Origin of the sequence: Pantoea sp. PNA 14-12, assembly GCF_004364735.1 — a bacterium.
In the GTDB taxonomy this organism is placed as follows: Bacteria; Pseudomonadota; Gammaproteobacteria; order Enterobacterales; family Enterobacteriaceae; genus Pantoea; species Pantoea stewartii.
Map to the genome: position 1 here is coordinate 403,289 of NZ_SOAJ01000004.1, position 17,481 is coordinate 420,769.

The 17,481-nt window shown below is 53.8% G+C and carries 13 protein-coding genes; 10 read left to right on the forward strand and 3 right to left on the reverse strand.

The window, feature by feature from the left end:
• Positions 1-343: 343 nt before the first annotated feature.
• On the reverse strand, positions 344-1,495 hold the full coding sequence (gene metK / locus C7434_RS15870) for a methionine adenosyltransferase (RefSeq protein ID WP_006120844.1): 1,152 nt from the start codon (positions 1,493-1,495) through the stop codon (positions 344-346).
• An 801-nt stretch (positions 1,496-2,296) separates the two neighbouring features.
• On the opposite strand from metK, the gene speA reads away from it, so the two are divergent.
• Positions 2,297-4,276 carry a biosynthetic arginine decarboxylase gene (speA, locus tag C7434_RS15880; RefSeq protein WP_033739647.1) on the forward strand — a complete coding sequence of 660 codons (1,980 nt, stop codon included), beginning with the start codon at positions 2,297-2,299 and terminating at the stop codon, positions 4,274-4,276.
• Positions 4,277-4,435: 159 nt separating this feature from the next.
• On the forward strand, positions 4,436-5,356 hold the full coding sequence (speB, locus tag C7434_RS15885) for an agmatinase (protein WP_033739645.1): 921 nt from the start codon (positions 4,436-4,438) through the stop codon (positions 5,354-5,356).
• A 42-nt stretch (positions 5,357-5,398) separates the two neighbouring features.
• On the opposite strand, the gene C7434_RS15890 is transcribed toward speB, so the two are convergent.
• Entirely contained in the window at positions 5,399-6,154 is a 756-nt protein-coding gene (locus tag C7434_RS15890) for a M48 family metallopeptidase (RefSeq protein WP_006120841.1), read from the reverse strand.
• A gap of 269 nt (positions 6,155-6,423) precedes the next feature.
• Here C7434_RS15890 and tkt point away from each other — a divergent pair, with 269 nt between their 5' ends.
• The 7 genes from tkt to C7434_RS15925 all read left to right on the forward strand — a co-directional run bounded on the left by tkt (position 6,424) and on the right by C7434_RS15925 (position 15,006).
• Positions 6,424-8,418, forward strand: a complete 1,995-nt coding sequence (gene tkt, locus C7434_RS15895; protein WP_006120840.1) for a transketolase — start codon at positions 6,424-6,426, stop codon at positions 8,416-8,418.
• A gap of 308 nt (positions 8,419-8,726) precedes the next feature.
• Positions 8,727-9,746 carry an erythrose-4-phosphate dehydrogenase gene (gene epd / locus C7434_RS15900; protein ID WP_033739643.1) on the forward strand — a complete coding sequence of 340 codons (1,020 nt, stop codon included), beginning with the start codon at positions 8,727-8,729 and terminating at the stop codon, positions 9,744-9,746.
• A gap of 51 nt (positions 9,747-9,797) precedes the next feature.
• On the forward strand, positions 9,798-10,961 hold the full coding sequence (gene pgk / locus C7434_RS15905; RefSeq protein WP_033739641.1) for a phosphoglycerate kinase: 1,164 nt from the start codon (positions 9,798-9,800) through the stop codon (positions 10,959-10,961).
• Positions 10,962-11,070: 109 nt separating this feature from the next.
• Positions 11,071-12,150: a class II fructose-bisphosphate aldolase gene (fbaA, locus tag C7434_RS15910; RefSeq protein WP_033739639.1), complete on the forward strand. Its 1,080-nt coding sequence runs from the start codon at positions 11,071-11,073 to the stop codon at positions 12,148-12,150.
• A gap of 361 nt (positions 12,151-12,511) precedes the next feature.
• Entirely contained in the window at positions 12,512-13,387 is an 876-nt protein-coding gene (mscS, locus tag C7434_RS15915; protein ID WP_006120836.1) for a small-conductance mechanosensitive channel MscS, read from the forward strand.
• Between the two features lie 122 nt (positions 13,388-13,509).
• Positions 13,510-14,133 carry an arginine exporter ArgO gene (argO, locus tag C7434_RS15920; RefSeq protein ID WP_058702217.1) on the forward strand — a complete coding sequence of 208 codons (624 nt, stop codon included), beginning with the start codon at positions 13,510-13,512 and terminating at the stop codon, positions 14,131-14,133.
• A gap of 141 nt (positions 14,134-14,274) precedes the next feature.
• A complete protein-coding gene (locus tag C7434_RS15925) occupies positions 14,275-15,006 on the forward strand; it encodes an oxidative stress defense protein (RefSeq protein ID WP_006120834.1) in 732 nt (243 codons plus the stop codon).
• 456 nt (positions 15,007-15,462) lie between these two features.
• Here C7434_RS15925 and C7434_RS15930 read toward each other — a convergent pair whose 3' ends face one another.
• Complete coding sequence (locus tag C7434_RS15930; RefSeq protein ID WP_006120833.1) at positions 15,463-16,365, reverse strand: LysR family transcriptional regulator ArgP; 903 nt, start codon at positions 16,363-16,365, stop codon at positions 15,463-15,465.
• 181 nt (positions 16,366-16,546) lie between these two features.
• Between C7434_RS15930 and rpiA the strand changes: the two genes are divergently transcribed.
• Positions 16,547-17,206: a ribose-5-phosphate isomerase RpiA gene (gene rpiA, locus C7434_RS15935; protein ID WP_133745651.1), complete on the forward strand. Its 660-nt coding sequence runs from the start codon at positions 16,547-16,549 to the stop codon at positions 17,204-17,206.
• Positions 17,207-17,481 lie beyond the last annotated feature (275 nt).

The following is a 17,481-nucleotide window of genomic DNA, read 5'->3' on the forward strand; positions in this document are numbered from 1 at the left end:
TGAAACCCTGAAATCCAGCATTTACAACCCAGAAAGGTCAAGTAACCAGTGAGGTATAGTACCCTCGAAGTTTCTGACAATGTCCTGATTAACGCCTATCAGATGACGCTGAAAATAACGCATTTTTAAAAGAATAACTACGGCGATAAATTCCTAAATAGCCGATATTTAAAGCGTTTCAAATTGTAATCGTTAACACAAGGGCAGGGTACAAACTGAAAGAAAGTGTAGTTGAGTTAAAAAAATGTGCCGCAGGAAAAAAGCGGAGGACGAATGCGGGATAAAGCCCATAAAAAAGCCCCGCCATCGGGCAGGGCTTTCAGGTGCACTTACTCAACGATGCTTACAGGCCAGCGGCCTCGCGCAGCTGTGCCGCTTTGTCGGTTTTTTCCCATGGGAAATGTTCGCGGCCAAAGTGACCGTAAGCAGCCGTTTCTTTATAGATTGGGTGCAGCAGATCCAGCATCTGAATCAGACCGTATGGACGCAGATCAAAGAATTCACGGACCAGCAGCGTCAGCTGTTCAGTAGAGACTTTCTCGGTACCAAAGGTTTCCACCATGATAGATGTCGGCTCTGCCACGCCGATGGCGTAGGAAACCTGAATCTCACACCGATCGGCCAGGCCAGCCGCCACGATATTTTTGGCAACATAGCGCGCAGCGTACGCCGCGGAGCGGTCAACTTTTGAGGGATCTTTACCTGAGAATGCGCCGCCACCGTGACGCGCCATCCCGCCGTAGGTATCGACAATGATTTTACGACCGGTCAGGCCACAGTCACCCATTGGACCGCCGATAACAAAACGGCCGGTTGGGTTGATGTGGTATTTGGTGGACGCGTTCAGCCACTCAGAAGGCAGTACCGGCTTGATGATTTCTTCCATCACCGCTTCCTGCAGATCGTTCTGGCTGATGGCTTCGCTGTGCTGAGTCGAGAGCACGACCGCGTCGATGCCTACAATCTTGCCATTGTCATACTGGAAAGTGACCTGGCTTTTCGCATCCGGGCGCAGCCATGGCAGCGTGCCATTTTTGCGGACTTCAGCCTGACGCTGAACCAGACGATGCGCATAGGTTACCGGGGCGGGCATCAGCACGTCGGTTTCGTTGGTCGCGTAGCCGAACATCAGGCCCTGATCGCCTGCACCCTGTTCCAGCGGATCGCTGCGGTCAACGCCCTGGTTGATGTCCTGAGATTGTTTACCGATGGCGCTTAACACGGCGCAGGAATTGGCATCAAAGCCCATATCGGAATGAACATAGCCGATTTCACGTACGGTATTACGGGTGATTTCTTCGATATCAACCCAGGCGCTGGTCGTGATTTCGCCGCCGACCAGAACCATACCGGTCTTTACGTACGTTTCGCAGGCCACGCGCGCTTTAGGATCCTGCTCCAGGATCGCATCAAGCACCGCATCGGAAATCTGGTCAGCGATTTTATCAGGATGTCCTTCTGATACGGACTCGGATGTAAAAAGATGTTTAGCCATTATGTTCTTTACCTTACCAATGGTTTGAGTTCGACTGCGTAGCGCAAGTGAGTGTTAGCTGACTTAACGCCCCTTAAGGCAAAGCCGAGAGCAGTCAGGTAGTGTCAGCACGCCAGGCCAACACCGCCTGGATATTAACCTGTTTAGATGGAAAACCATCTGGACGTCTATTTTAGGTTACGAGATGAGCGAATTACCAGCCCTTTTTTCTGATGCACTGCCGGCCTGGTGCTGAGTAGTGAATAATGCTGCGGGCAGGGCCAGCATTAAGCGAATAATCTCTTTGCATTTTTCAGGCACAAATTGTATAAAACGCCGCTGCGTTTGCAGCAGAAAAAGGATGACGCGCTATCGCGTCGCGCCCGTCAGACCACTGTCTGGCTTTCACCCTGATGGTTTGCCACATGACGGCGTCATGTGCGGAGGTGATACACGTCATGAGCCTTATCTTCTCCTTCACGGCTTCTTTGCGTGCTGGCTTTGCGTCAGCGTTATCCTGTTTCCCGTCTTTATTTCTTTCCTGCCACCCTTTTATTCGCTTCGGTAATTATCCCGACACAAGCGCTGGCTAACCTCTGACACGTCAACGTGGGCAAGTGGCCCGACCGACGTAGTGTGAATTATTCGCGGCCCTTTTTTCCCCTGTCGTGGCGGAGTGTTTTACACTTAGGTCATGCAAGGGGATTATCTGGGCGCGTGACGCTGACAGAGCATGACGTAATATGTGGCAACGAATTTCCCTACATCCGGCTGTTGAGTCGGATTACAGTATTATCTTTCAACGGAAAATTGAGGTTCGTGATGTCTGACGGCATGAAGAATATCAAGGGTTCGTCAGCTGGCGAACAAGGTGCTCTCCGCTCTATGCAGGAGGTGGCGATGAACGATCAGGACGCCAGCCTGATGCTGCGGACCTATAACATTGCCTGGTGGGGCAATAACTATTATGACGTGAATGAACTGGGTCATATTAGTGTCTGTCCCGACCCGGATCGCCCGGACGTGCGCGTTGATCTGGCAAAACTGGTGAAAGAACGTGAGGCGCAAGGGCAGCGTCTGCCGGCGTTGTTCTGTTTTCCGCAGATCCTTCAGCACCGCCTGCGCTCAATCAACGCCGCGTTCAAACGCGCGCGTGAATCCTATGGCTATACCGGTGACTACTTCCTGGTTTATCCCATCAAGGTTAACCAGCACAAACGCGTGATTGAATCGCTGGTGAACTCCGGTGAGCCGTTGGGCCTTGAAGCCGGATCAAAAGCGGAACTGATGGCGGTGCTGGCGCATGCCGGCCACACCCGCTCAGTGATTGTCTGTAACGGTTATAAAGATCGTGAATACATTCGTCTGGCGCTGATCGGCGAAAAAATGGGGCACAAGGTTTATCTGGTTCTGGAGAAGATGACCGAAGTGCGCCTGGTGCTGGAAGAAGCGGAACGCCTGAATGTGGTGCCGCGCCTCGGCATTCGTGCGCGTCTGGCGTCGCAAGGTTCCGGTAAATGGCAGTCGAGCGGTGGCGAGAAATCCAAATTTGGCCTGTCTGCCACGCAGGTGCTGAAGCTGGTTGAAATCATGCGCGAAGCCGGACGCATTGACAGCCTGCAACTGCTGCACTTCCACCTTGGCTCTCAGATGGCGAATATTCGCGATATCGCCACCGGCGTGCGCGAGTCGGCACGTTTTTACGTGGAGCTGGCGAAGCTGGGCGTCAACATTAAGTGCTTCGACGTCGGCGGCGGCCTGGGCGTGGATTATGAAGGGACGCGTTCACAGTCTGACTGCTCGGTAAACTACGGGCTGAATGAATACGCTAATAATGTTATCTGGGCCATCGGTGCCGCCTGCGACGAACACGGACTTGAACATCCTACCGTCATCACCGAGTCAGGTCGCGCCGTAACGGCGCACCATACGGTGCTGGTCTCTAACATCATTGGTGTTGAGCGGAACGAATTCAGCAAACCTGAAGCGCCCGATATCGATGATGCGCCACGTCCTATCCTGAGCATGTGGGAAACCTGGCAGGAGATGCACGAGCCGAATACGCGCCGCTCTCTGCGTGAATGGCTGCACGACAGCCAGATGGACCTGTTTGATATTCACACCGGCTATTCGTCAGGCATTTACAGCCTTAAGCAGCGCGCCTGGGCTGAACAGCTGTACCTGAGCATTTGCCATTATATTCAGCAGCATCTGGATCCCAGCAACCGCGCACATCGCCCGATTATTGATGAGCTGCAGGAGCGCATGGCGGATAAGATCTATGTGAACTTCTCGCTGTTCCAGTCGATGCCGGACGCGTGGGGCATCGATCAGCTGTTCCCGGTGCTGCCACTGGAAGGCCTGAATAAAAAGCCCGAACGTCGGGCCGTGCTGCTGGATATCACCTGTGACTCCGATGGCACCATTGATCATTACGTGGATGGCGACGGCATCGCGACGACCATGCCGATGCCGGAATATGATGTGGAGAACCCACCGATGCTGGGCTTCTTTATGGTCGGCGCGTACCAGGAAATTCTGGGCAACATGCACAACCTGTTTGGTGATACCGAAGCGGTGGATGTCTTCGCATTCCAGGATGGCGAAGTGGAAGTACAGCTTTCCGATGAAGGCGATACCGTGGCCGACATGTTGCAGTATGTGCAGCTGGACCCCAATGAGCTGATGACGCTGTTCCGTAAACAGATTCAGACCTCTGAACTGGACGAAGACCTGCGTGAGCAGTTCCTGCAGGAGTTTGAAAGCGGTCTCTATGGCTACACGTATTTAGAAGACGAATAACGCCCTGCGAAGCGCTTGCAGCCGGGCGGGACATTGTTGATAATCGGCGGCAACACATCCCTTCCTCGTCGGGCCTAACGACGCGGAGGGGATTTTTTTTATCTCAACCTGAAAGGTGTGCGGGCCCGGCCCGGTTCAGACATTAACAGAGGACGACTTATGTACAATACCCTCGGTAATCAGTACGACAATTCACTGGTTTCTAACGCCTTTGGTTTTATGCGTTTTCCAGTCAATTTTCAGCCTTACGACAGCGACGCAGAGTGGGTGATCACCGGCGTTCCATTTGATGCAGCAACCTCTGGCCGTCCAGGCAGCCGTCTTGGCCCTGGTGCCATCCGTCAGATTTCAACGAATCTGGCCTGGGAAGGCTGTCGCTGGCCGTGGGATTTTGACCTGCGTCAGCGCCTGAATGTCGTGGACTGTGGCGATCTGGTTTATGCCTTTGGCGACTCTCAGGATCTGTCTGACAAGTTGCAGGCTCACGCAGAGAAGCTGCTGGCTAACGGTAAACGTATGATGACGTTTGGCGGCGATCACTACGTCACGCTGCCGCTACTGCGTGCCCACGCGAAGCACTTCGGTAAAATGGCGCTGGTGCACTTCGACGCGCATACCGATACCTATTCTAACGGCCCCACGTTTGACCATGGCACCATGTTCTTTACGGCGCCAAAAGAGGGCCTGATCGATCCGCAGCACTCCGTCCAGATCGGTATCCGTACCGAGTTCGATAAGAGCCTGGGCTTTAACGTGCTGGATGCGGCACAGGTTAACGACCGCAGCGTGGACGATATCCTGGCGGAAATTAAGCGCACCGTTGGCGATCTGCCGGTTTACCTTACCTTTGACATTGACTGCCTGGACCCTGCGCATGCGCCGGGTACCGGTACGCCAGTGATCGGTGGCTTAACGACCGACAAAGCGACCAAGTTGATTCGGGGTTTGCAGGGCATGAATATTGTCGGGATGGATCTGGTGGAAGTGGCCCCGGGCTATGATCACGCCGATCTGACCGCGCTGGCTGCCGCAACGCTGGCACTGGATATGTTACACGTTCAGGCCGCCAACAAAGGCTAATGCCACAGCGGGATAACGCAGCGTTATCCCGCTGATTCAGGCTTACTTGCTGTCTGCCGCGATACGATCGCGAATGTGTTGTGCGCGGGCTTCAGAATCAGGGTGCGAATCGAACATAGAGCTCTGGCGACCCTGTTCCAGTTTCGCCAGTTTTTCAAAGCTGGTCGCTAATCCGACAGGGTCAATTCCCCGTTTTTTAAGCAGATCGTAAGAGTAGTCATCCGCCTGCGTTTCCTGAGTCTGGGAGAACTGCGCATTCACCAGTTTTTCGCCCATATCGCCCAGTTGTGACTGCGACAGCGAGCCAATGATGCCTCCTACGGACGCGGCAGCGGTGCGCGCGGCGGTCGTGGTAAAGGCAACCTGCATCGCTTTACGTGTATGGCCCAGCGCGACGTGACCCATTTCGTGCCCCAGCACCGCCTCCACTTCATTGTCGTTCATCATGTCCATCAGGCCGCTGTAAACGCGAATACAGCCGTTGGCCATCGCCCAGGCATTCACATCTTTGGTCTGGTAGACCTTATAGTTAGCCGGCGTACCGTTAATGTTGTCGCCCAGTGCGGCCGCGATTTTATTCAGACGTTGCTGGTATTCGCTGTTCGCCGGCGCGACCTGATTGTCTTTGTCCATCTGGGCACAGGATTGATCGCTCAACTGCTTCACCTGGGCATCGCTTAATGTGTACGCCTGGAAAGCCTGTGCACCTGACTGCAGCAGGCCGTTGTTATTCATCCCCTCGCAGCCACTTAACAGCGCGATCATCCCCAAAGCCAGTACCGTTTTCTGAATTTTCATTCCATCTTCCCAATAGTAACAAGATAAAAAACAATCACCTGACGCGGTGGCTGGTGATCGAACTTACTGGTTATAGTCGGCGGTAAACCGTTTTGCTAGCAGACATTACCGGAAAAGCCAAACGCGCCGGGCATATTTCGCGTTTTACAACATTACTTTTAGGCCGTTTTTCATGTACATTGTTGTGAAAGTTTCCCCTCGCTTTGCCCGATAACTGATTAATTACAAAAGGTTAAGGCGCAAATCGTTAATCCGAAATGGAGTAGAAGATGCCCTCTCGTAAAGATCTTGCCAATGCCATTCGCGCGTTAAGTATGGATGCAGTGCAAAAAGCTAAATCGGGACATCCGGGTGCCCCTATGGGCATGGCGGATATCGCCGAAGTGTTATGGCGTGGCTACCTGAATCATAATCCAACTAACCCATTGTGGGCTGACCGCGACCGTTTTGTGCTGTCGAATGGTCACGGTTCGATGCTGATCTACAGCCTGCTGCATCTGACCGGTTACGATTTGCCCATCAGCGAACTGGAAAACTTCCGTCAGCTGCACTCTAAAACCCCGGGGCACCCTGAGTACGGCTACACCGTTGGTGTGGAAACCACCACCGGTCCGCTGGGCCAGGGCATTGCCAATGCCGTGGGTTTTGCCATTGCTGAGCGCACATTAGCGGCGCAGTTTAACCGTCCGGGTCATGACATCGTAGACCATAACACTTGGGTGTTTATGGGCGATGGTTGCATGATGGAAGGCATCTCACACGAAGTCTGCTCACTGGCCGGTACGCTGAAGCTCGGTAAGCTGGTGGCCTTCTATGACGATAACGGTATTTCAATTGATGGCCATATCGACGGCTGGTTTACCGATGACACCGCTAAGCGTTTTGAAGCCTATGGCTGGCATGTGGTGCGCGGTGTGGATGGGCATAACGCGGATGCGATCGCGAAAGCCATCGAAGAAGCGAAAGCCGTAACCGATAAGCCTTCACTGCTGATGTGCAAAACCGTGATTGGTTTCGGTTCACCAAACAAAGCGGGCACCCATGATTCACATGGCGCGCCACTGGGTGACGACGAAGTGGCCTTGACCCGTAAGCAACTGGGTTGGGAGTACCCGCCATTTGTTATCCCGTCTGAGATTTATGCCGAGTGGGATGCTAAAGAAGCGGGCCAGGCGAAAGAAGCCGCGTGGAATGAAAAATTTGCCGCTTACGCTAAAGCCTTCCCGGAACTGGCTGCCGAATTCAAACGTCGCATGAGCAACGAACTGCCAGCTAACTGGCAGCAAGAGTCGCAAAAATTCATTGAGCAGTTGCAGGCGAACCCGGCGAAAATTGCCAGCCGTAAAGCTTCACAGAATGCGATTGAAGCGTTTGGTAAGATCCTGCCGGAATATCTGGGCGGTTCAGCGGATCTGGCACCCAGTAACCTGACTATCTGGTCGGGATCTAAGCCAATCAATGAAGATGCTGCGGGTAACTACATCCATTATGGTGTGCGCGAGTTTGGTATGACCGCGATTGCTAACGGTCTGGCCCTGCACGGCGGTTTCCTGCCTTATACCGCAACCTTCCTGATGTTCGTGGAATATGCGCGTAACGCGGCACGTATGGCTGCGCTGATGAAGATCCGTCAGATCATGGTGTATACCCATGATTCAATCGGTCTGGGTGAAGATGGCCCGACGCACCAGCCTGTTGAGCAGATGGCAAGCCTGCGCACGACGCCGAACATGAGCCTGTGGCGTCCGTGTGACCAGGTTGAATCTGCCGTGGCGTGGAAATATGCCATTGAGCGTAAAGACGGTCCAAGCGCCCTGATCTTCTCGCGTCAGAACCTGGCACAGCAGGAGCGTACACCCGAGCAACTGGCCAACGTGGCCCGCGGTGGTTATGTCCTCAAAGACAGCGCAGGCACGCCAGAACTGATTCTGATTGCCACCGGTTCCGAAGTGGAACTGGCCGTCGCGGCTTACCAGAAGCTTACCGAAGAAGGTCGCAAGGTGCGCGTGGTGTCTATGCCATCGACCGATGCTTTCGATAAACAGTCCGAAGAATACCGTGAATCTGTTCTGCCAAAAGCCGTTGCGGCGCGCGTCGCTATTGAGGCTGGTATCGCCGATTACTGGTTTAAATACACCGGGCTGAACGGGGCTATTGTTGGGATGACCACCTTTGGTGAGTCGGCTCCTGCTGAGAAGCTGTTCGAAGTGTTCGGTTTCACGCTCGACAACGTTGTCGCAAAAGCAAAAGCGTTGCTGGCGTAATGCCACAATCCTGACGCGTGCCTGCGCGTCAGGATAGCAATAAAAAAGGGGGCGCTTTCTGCCCCCTGACTGACGCAATTATTCCTGGAGTAATCGCTCATTTTTGCTCAATTATGTGATGCAGATCCAAAAATTCGCAGCTCGCTTGATCGCAGTCATTCCTGTTATTCCTCACTTCTATTATTCTCGCTGAACCGTTTCAGTTATGGCGCGTTCACCCTGCACCAGGTAAGAATCTCCTGTACAAAACGTGGTGAAACGCTCAGGCTATCTGCACCTTTTTTTCAGTCTGGTTTGGCAGGAGAAAGATGACCATTCGGGTTGCAATAAACGGCTTTGGTCGCATTGGACGCAACGTGTTGCGTGCACTGTATGAAACGGGACGCCGTGCTGAAATCACCGTGGTGGCGATTAATGAGCTGGCGGAAGCCGCAGGCATGGCGCACTTATTAAAATACGACACCAGTCATGGCCGTTTTGCACTGGATGTTCGCCAGGAGCGGGACCTGCTGTGGGTGGGAGAAGATACTATTCGTATTCTGCACCACGCCGGACTGGACGCGCTGCCCTGGCGCGAACTCAATGTCGATGTGGTACTGGACTGTACCGGCGTTTATGGTTCCCGCCAGGATGGTGAAGCTCATCTGCGCGCTGGCGCTAAAAAAGTCCTGTTTTCCCATCCGGGTGGTCACGATCTTGATGCCACCGTCGTGTACGGTGTTAACGAGCAGGAACTGAAACAAACGGACTGTATTGTCTCGAATGCCTCCTGCACCACCAACTGCATTATTCCCGTGATTAAGCTGCTGGATGATGCGTTTGGGATTGAGTCGGGCACGGTGACGACGATCCATTCGGCGATGCACGATCAACAGGTGATCGATGCTTATCACAGCGATCTGCGCCGCACGCGTGCAGCCAGTCAGTCTATTATTCCGGTGGACACGCGCCTGGCGGCAGGCATTACGCGTATTTTTCCGAAATTTAACGATCGCTTTGAAGCCATCGCAGTGCGTGTGCCGACGATCAACGTGACCGCCATTGATCTCAGCGTTTCTGTGCGTCAGCCGGTTAAGGCCTGTGAGGTTAACGCCTTGTTGCTGAGCGCGGCAGAAGGGGCGTTTCGTGGTATAGTTGACTATACGGAGTTGCCGTTAGTCTCAATAGATTTCAACCATGATCCGCACAGTGCCATTGTGGACGGTACACAAACGCGGGTCAGCGGTCAGCATCTGATCAAAACCCTGGTCTGGTGCGACAACGAATGGGGCTTTGCTAACCGAATGATCGACACGACGTTAGCGATGGCCGCAAGCGGTTTCAGGTAAGACGCGGTTTGCGTCTGGCAAAACTTATGAGAATCAACGAGAGGGTTCACCATGTCCGTAATTAAGATGACCGATCTGGATCTTGCTGGCAAACGCGTTCTAATCCGCGCCGATCTCAACGTGCCGGTAAAAGAAGGGAAAGTGACGTCAGATGCACGTATCCGTGCGTCTCTGCCTACCATCGAAGCAGCCCTGAAGCAGGGCGCTAAAGTGATGGTTACCTCTCACCTGGGTCGTCCGACCGAAGGTGAATACAACGACGAATTCTCACTGCTGCCTGTAGTGAACTACCTGAAAGAAAAACTGAACGGCACCCCGGTAACGCTGGCGAAAGACTACCTTGACGGCGTCGATATCGGCGCGGGCGAGCTGGTTGTGCTGGAAAACGTTCGCTTTAACAAAGGCGAAAAGAAAGACGACGAAGCGCTGGCAAAAAAATACGCAGCACTGTGTGACGTGTTCGTGATGGATGCTTTTGGCACCGCGCACCGCGCCCAGGCCTCTACACACGGCGTGGGTAAATTTGCGCCTGTCGCCTGTGCGGGCCCGCTGCTGTCGGCTGAGCTGGACGCGCTGGGTAAAGTGATGAAAAACCCTGAGCGTCCGCTGGTGGCCGTTGTCGGTGGTTCAAAAGTCTCAACCAAATTTGATGTGCTGCAGTCGCTGGTCAAGATTGCTGACACCGTGATTGTCGGCGGTGGCATTGCGAACACCTTCGTCGCTATCGATAACAAAGTGGGTAAATCGCTGTATGAGCCAGACTTTGTTGAAGCGGCAAAAGGCCTGCGCGATCAGTACGGTATTCCTGTCCCAACCGACTCACGCGTTGGCACGGAATTCTCTGAAACTGCCCCGGCAACCGTGAAAAAGGTTTCGGAAGTGGCAGATAACGAAGAGATTATGGACTTCGGCGACGAAACCGCTCAGGCCATGGCAACCATCCTCAAGAATGCGAAAACCATTCTGTGGAATGGCCCGGTTGGTGTGTTTGAGTTCCCGAACTTCCGTAAAGGCACCGAGATTGTCGCTAACGCGATTGCAGACAGTGACGCGTTCTCTGTTGCAGGTGGCGGTGATACGCTGGCTGCTATCGATCTGTTTGGCATTGAAGACAAAATCTCCTATATCTCGACGGGCGGCGGCGCGTTCCTTGAGTTCGTTGAAGGCAAAAAACTGCCTGCCGTTGCCATGCTGGAAGAGCGTGCGAAGCAGTAATCCTTTGGGGGCGGTGCCTGGCGGCACTGCCTGAAAACTCGCCCGATACCGGGCGTTTAAATCGCTGTCCCCATGTTGGGGATAACCGGTCACGAAACAGGACACAATCATGTCTAAAATTTTTGATTTCGTAAAACCCGGCGTTGTCACTGGTGACGACGTTCAGAAGATCTTCAAAGTAGCGAAAGAGAATAAATTCGCTCTGCCAGCGGTTAACTGCGTCGGTACTGACTCAATTAACGCTGTGCTGGAAGCCGCCGCGAAAGTTAAAGCCCCGGTTATCGTACAGTTCTCTAACGGCGGTGCTGCGTTCATCGCCGGTAAAGGTTTTAAAACCGACAAGCCACAGGGCGCCGCCATTTTCGGTGCGATCTCTGGCGCACAGCACGTGCATCTGATGGCTGAACAGTATGGCGTGCCGGTTATCCTGCACACCGACCACTGTGCCAAAAAACTGTTGCCGTGGATCGACGGTCTGCTTGACGCAGGCGAAGAGCACTTCAAAAAAACCGGCAAGCCGCTGTTCTCTTCTCATATGATCGACCTGTCTGAAGAGTCACTGGAAGAAAACATCGAAATCAGCAGCAAATACCTGGCGCGCATGGCGAAAATCGACATGACCCTGGAAATCGAACTGGGCTGCACCGGCGGTGAAGAAGATGGCGTGGACAACAGCCACATGGACGCTTCTGCCCTGTACACCCAGCCAGAAGACGTGAACTACGCGTACGAAAAACTGAATGCGATCAGCCCGCGTTTCACCATTGCGGCATCCTTCGGTAACGTCCACGGCGTTTACAAACCCGGTAACGTGAAACTGACCCCAACCATCCTGCGTGACTCCCAGAAATTTGTCTGTGAAAAACATGGCCTGCCGCACAATGCGCTGGATTTCGTGTTCCACGGTGGTTCAGGTTCTTCTGCTGAAGAAATCGAAGAGTCTATCAGCTACGGCGTGATCAAGATGAACATCGATACCGATACTCAATGGGCGACCTGGGACGGTATTCTGCAGTACTACAAAAAGAACGAAGGCTATCTGCAGGCGCAGCTGGGTAACCCAGAAGGCGCTGATAAGCCGAACAAGAAATACTACGATCCACGCGTCTGGCTGCGCGCTGCGCAGGCATCCATGGTGGTGCGTCTGGAGCAGGCGTTCAAAGAACTCAACGCCGTTGACGTTCTGTAAGTAGCGTTGCTCAGCGCTGAGGTCGTCAGGACGTCAGCGTGACTGACTCTGTCCCGATCAGCCGATCGGGACTTTTTTTATCCCGCCTTTGCACACCTTTCTCTTTGCGCTTTTGATAAGTCGACGTCCGGTTACAGCGGCATCGCTCACCACCTTTTATGCTCAAAAACTTCTCAACAGGGAAGGGCGAAGCAAGGGGAGTCAAACGCATTGTGGCGACGATTCAGGCTGCCCGTCCTCATTATGGTGCCATGTAATTTGGCACCAGGCTAAATAATTGATTACCCTTAATCCCTGGGTGTCGGATTACATCTGGCAGTTTTTGTTTTTCCCCTCGGGGATTCATCAACAGGGCTTACAAATGGAAGACTTGAATGTTGTGGATGGTATCAACAGTGCCGGTGGCTGGTTAGTACACAACCAGGCGCTGATTCTGAGTTATGCCGTGAATATCGTTGCGGCTGTTGCCATCATTATTGTCGGGATGGTCATCGCCAGAGTGATTTCAAACGCCGTTAATCGTCTGCTCATCGCGCGTCATATTGACGCCACCGTGGCAGACTTTCTTTCCGCGCTGGTTCGTTATGGCGTCATTGCGTTTACGGTGATTGCTGCGCTGGGACGCGTTGGCGTGCAAACCGCGTCGGTCATTGCCGTGCTGGGTGCGGCGGGTCTGGCCGTCGGCCTTGCGCTACAGGGCTCATTGTCCAATCTGGCAGCCGGTGTACTGCTGGTCACGTTCCGTCCTTTCCGTACCGGTGAGTTTGTTGATCTGGGCGGCGTGATGGGCACCGTACTGAATGTGCAGATTTTCTCGACCACACTGCGGTCGGCGGATGGCAAGATTGTGGTGGTGCCCAATGGCAAAATCATCAGCGGGAATATCATCAACTTCTCGCGTGAACCCGTGCGCCGTAATGAATTCATTGTCGGCGTGGCCTATGAAGCCGATGTGGATGAGGTGATTGCCCTGCTGCGTGAAGTGGTGGAAGCCGATCAGCGTGTCTTAAAAGATCGTGGCATCCAGATTGGCCTGAATGAATTGGGCGCTTCATCGCTGAATTTCGTTGTGCGTTGCTGGAGCAACAGTAGCGATCTGCAGGACGTTTACTGGGATCTGCTCAAGAACTTCAAACGTGCGCTGGATAACAAAGGCATTGGTATTCCTTACCCACAGATGGATGTCCATCTGCATCAGGTGAACAAACCTGACGCGGAAACTGCGGTCACCCGTTAAGCCGATGGGCGGCAGCCGCCGCCCATTAAAATGGCTAATGACGTATTAATTTTTTCCATTTCCGCTAATCATATCGGCTTCCCTATAATGCCTGACATCTGACTGATGTAAGGATATTTCCCGTGTTATCGATTTATTTTCAAGGGCTTGCTCTTGGGGCCGCGCTCATTCTGCCGCTGGGGCCACAAAATGCCTTCGTACTTAATCAGGGCGTGAAACGGCACTATCATCTGATGACCGCCACGCTCTGCTCGCTGAGCGATGTTGTGCTGATCTGCGCGGGGATTTTCGGGGGAAGTGCGCTCCTGCAGCAGTCGCCACTGCTGCTGACCGTGATTACCTGGGCAGGTGTGGCCTTTTTGCTCTGGTATGGCTGGGGCGCATTACGGACCGCTTTTAGCCGCGAGCTGGCGCTGGCGTCAGGCCTGGATATCCGGCAGAGCCGAGGCCGGATCATTGCTACCCTGCTGGCAGTCACGTGGCTCAATCCCCACGTTTATCTCGATACCTTTGTTGTGCTTGGCAGCCTGGGAAGCCAGTTGCCTGATACCCACGCGCGTCAGTGGTTCGCCCTGGGGACCGTCAGTGCCTCTGTGTTGTGGTTTTTTGGCTTAGCCCTGTTGGCGGCCTGGCTTGCGCCGTTACTGCAGACAACGCGCGCGCAACGCCTCATCAACCTGCTGGTCGGCGCGGTCATGTGGTTTATCGCGTTTCAACTCGCACAGCAGGCTATCACAGGATTTTGAGCAAAAGGTAAACGAAAACGGGTTATCCAGACCCGTTTTCCGAACTTTTGTCATTACCTTCACTCCAAGCAAGGCGTAATATGATGCGCGTGCCGGCTTCGGACCCGAAGCCACCGAACTGACCTTTCAAGGAGGACTTTCATGAAACTGAAAGCATTGGCGCTTGTCGCGATGATGAGCGCAGGGGCATTGCCTTTAAGCGCACAGGCTGATGAACTGCCAAACGGACCGCATGTTGTGACGTCAGGCAAAGCGACGGTTGATGCCCGCCCGGATATCGCGACGCTGTCAATTGTGGTGAATGTCTCATCGAAAGATGCCGCAGAGGCAAAGAAACAGGTCGACAGTCGTGTTGCGCAGTATTTTGATTTCCTGCAGAAAAACGGCATCGAGAAAAAGGATATTGAAGCGGCCAACCTGACCACGCAGCCAGAATACGATTATACCAAAGACGGTAAATCGCAGTTGAAAGGTTACCGTGCGGTACGTCAGGTTCAGGTGACCGTCCGCCAGCTGGACAAGCTGAATGAGCTGCTTGACGGCGCGCTGAAATCGGGCCTGAACGAAGTTCGCAGCGTCGAGTTAGGCGTCGCCAATCCTGAGCGCTACAAGCAGCAGGCGCTGAAAGCCGCCATCAAAAATGCGACTCAGCAAGCCACAGAACTGGCAGAAGGCTTTAACGCCAAACTGGGGCCAATCTACAGCATTCGCTATCAGGTCGCTAACTACCAGCCTATGCCGATGAATCGCATGTTTAAAGCCTCCGCGGCAGCGGCCGATACTTCCGCGCAGGAAACCTACGACCAGCAAAGCATTAACTTCGATGACCAGGTTGATGTGGTTTTTGAGATGAAACCCAATACGGCACAGTAAGCCTATCGACGCTGTCGTGAAGCCATCAGCGGCCGTGTTTACCAGGCGCGCTTTGCGCCGCTGATGCGGTGCCTTTCCATCGCTCAGCAACCTGACGGACTGTCGCAGTCGGCCTGTTCCTTTGCCGGCGGCGCTTTTCCCCCGCATTCCTGCGGGGGCAATCCCTGGTTGATTCCCGCTTTTCAGCGCCCGGTATCACCTGCTGAAATCACGCCCCTGATGGCCATGGAGCCGTGCTGCTTTTAGCAGGGTACACTCTCACTGCAACGCCTGACGCTTGCTGCGGCACAGGGGATTATTCTCTTTAGTTCAGCAGAAGCCCGGACAGGCTGTCCGGTTCCGGGCGGTTTGTCAGGAGAATAAGCAGACCAGGAATGCTGCCCGGTAGCGGCAGAGAGTCGCGTTTGGCACGCACCGTCCCCCAGTTTATCCGGCCTTCACTTTCGCCTTTGGCCGCTATTCCATCGTGTCCTGACGCAGAACCCGATGACCATGCGCAATCAGCGCATCGGTTACCCGACGCATCAATCGGCTTTCCGGTGCAAAACGGTGCCAGTACAACATCCGGCGCTGATACAGCCCCGGTGTCAGATCGATCAGCTCACCGCTCGCCAGTTCGCGCTCAATCTGCAGATGCGGGATCATACAGCAGGTCGAGCCCTGACGGGCCATCTGCACAAAGGCTTCAGAAGAGTTAACGATATGGCAGGGCACGCTGCCCGGCGAAAGATCGAAGTTCTGCTGTAAAAAGGCCTGATGCATATCATCCAGATGGTCAAATGCGACGGCAGGCGCTTTCAGCAACGCGGAACGGGTGACGCCGTTGGGAAAAAAGCGCTCGGCAAAGTCACGGGAAGCCACAAACAGGTAATCCAGGGCGCCCAGTTGATCAACCAGACAACTGGGTAAAGGCTGGGGCTGGATACTGACTGCGCCGACCACTTCGCCACGTCTCAGACGTTCCTGCGTACGGGTTTCATCTTCAACCTGGAGGTTAAGGCGCACCGGCGAATCGGCCAGCACGTCTTTTAATGCAGGCAACAGCCAGGTGGCCAGACTGTCGGCGTTCACCGCCAGGGAGAGCAGTAACGGCGTCGTACCGCTGATTTCGTCCCCCAGCCACTCTTCCTCCAGCAGTTCAACCTGGTGCAACAGCGCAAGCAGCTTTTGCCCCTGCTCAGTGGGACGAGGGGGCACGGTGCGAACCAACAGCGGCTGACCAAACAGGTTTTCCAGCTGTTTGATGCGTTGCGATACGGCCGACTGGGTGATGCACAGTTTTTGCGCAGCACGTTCAAAGCCACGTTCACGTATCACTGCGTCCAGCGCCTGAAGCGTTCTGTAGTCCGGGCGTTTCATTATTCTTTTCTCTCCTTCAGGGTGGACGTTACGATGCCACAAATGTGCCTGAGCAAAAGTCTGGGGTATTTTTGTGGGCTGGCTTCCAAAGCATTAAATCCGCCCAATGCATCCGAGCATTTTCAGCAAACCTTGCTTTATACTACGCGCATTTTCTTATCGCACAGGTTCTAAACATACCATGACGCAGGATGAACTGAAAAAAGCTGTTGGTTGGGCTGCACTTGATTATGTCCAGCCAGGTACGATCGTCGGCGTGGGAACAGGCTCTACCGCTTCCCATTTTATTGATGCGCTCGGCAGCATCAAACACCAGATTGAAGGTGCCGTGTCCAGTTCTGAAGCCTCCACGCAAAAGCTCAAAAGCCTCGGTATTCAGGTGTTTGATTTGAATGAAATCGATGACCTGGCCATCTATGTTGATGGTGCCGACGAAATTAATCCCCAGATGCAGATGATCAAAGGCGGCGGTGCCGCGCTGACCCGCGAAAAAATCGTCGCGGCCGTGGCTAAAAAGTTTATCTGTATTGCCGATGCATCGAAAGAAGTCGACGTGCTGGGGCGTTTTCCGTTGCCCGTTGAAGTGATTCCCATGGCACGCAGCTACGTCGCGCGTGAACTGGTCAGGCTGGGCGGTTTGCCTGAGTATCGCCAGAATGTCGTCACTGACAACGGTAATATCATCCTGGACGTGCATAATCTGCGTATTCTGGATCCCATTGAGCTGGAAAAAACCATTAACGCGTTACCGGGCGTCGTCACCGTCGGGCTTTTCGCTACCCGGGGTGCCGATGTGGCGTTGATTGGCGGACCGGATGGGGTCAAAACGCTGAAAAAATAACGCGACGGGCGCATAATTTGCGCCCGCGTTTTTTTAATTAAAAAAAAACTTTTCTCGCCAGGCTGAAATTTGGTGACTTATGTCACATAAGCGTCATCAACAGCGGGTTCATTCTCCCCGATGCGGCCAACCCACGATTTTGTCCGGCAAAGTTTGGCTTCTGAATCCAGCCAGCCAGCCGGTCAGGCAATCGTTTGTATTGCTGCTGGCGTTTTTTTTGATATTTTGACTGCTGGCTGACTGCGTTCAGTCCTCGTTGAATTCTGAATAGGGTT

Excerpts from the sequence above, each read along its gene's own strand:
- fbaA (WP_033739639.1), top strand. The coding sequence starts at position 11,071 with ATGTCTAAAATTTTTGATTTCGTAAAACCCGGCGTTGTCACTGGTGAC.
- speA (WP_033739647.1), top strand. The coding sequence starts at position 2,297 with ATGTCTGACGGCATGAAGAATATCAAGGGTTCGTCAGCTGGCGAACAA.
- metK (WP_006120844.1), bottom strand. The coding sequence starts at position 1,495 with ATGGCTAAACATCTTTTTACATCCGAGTCCGTATCAGAAGGACATCCT.
- speB (WP_033739645.1), top strand. The coding sequence starts at position 4,436 with ATGTACAATACCCTCGGTAATCAGTACGACAATTCACTGGTTTCTAAC.
- mscS (WP_006120836.1), top strand. The coding sequence starts at position 12,512 with ATGGAAGACTTGAATGTTGTGGATGGTATCAACAGTGCCGGTGGCTGG.
- rpiA (WP_133745651.1), top strand. The coding sequence starts at position 16,547 with ATGACGCAGGATGAACTGAAAAAAGCTGTTGGTTGGGCTGCACTTGAT.
- C7434_RS15890 (WP_006120841.1), bottom strand. The coding sequence starts at position 6,154 with ATGAAAATTCAGAAAACGGTACTGGCTTTGGGGATGATCGCGCTGTTA.
- C7434_RS15925 (WP_006120834.1), top strand. The coding sequence starts at position 14,275 with ATGAAACTGAAAGCATTGGCGCTTGTCGCGATGATGAGCGCAGGGGCA.
- epd (WP_033739643.1), top strand. The coding sequence starts at position 8,727 with ATGACCATTCGGGTTGCAATAAACGGCTTTGGTCGCATTGGACGCAAC.
- C7434_RS15930 (WP_006120833.1), bottom strand. The coding sequence starts at position 16,365 with ATGAAACGCCCGGACTACAGAACGCTTCAGGCGCTGGACGCAGTGATA.
- tkt (WP_006120840.1), top strand. The coding sequence starts at position 6,424 with ATGCCCTCTCGTAAAGATCTTGCCAATGCCATTCGCGCGTTAAGTATG.
- pgk (WP_033739641.1), top strand. The coding sequence starts at position 9,798 with ATGTCCGTAATTAAGATGACCGATCTGGATCTTGCTGGCAAACGCGTT.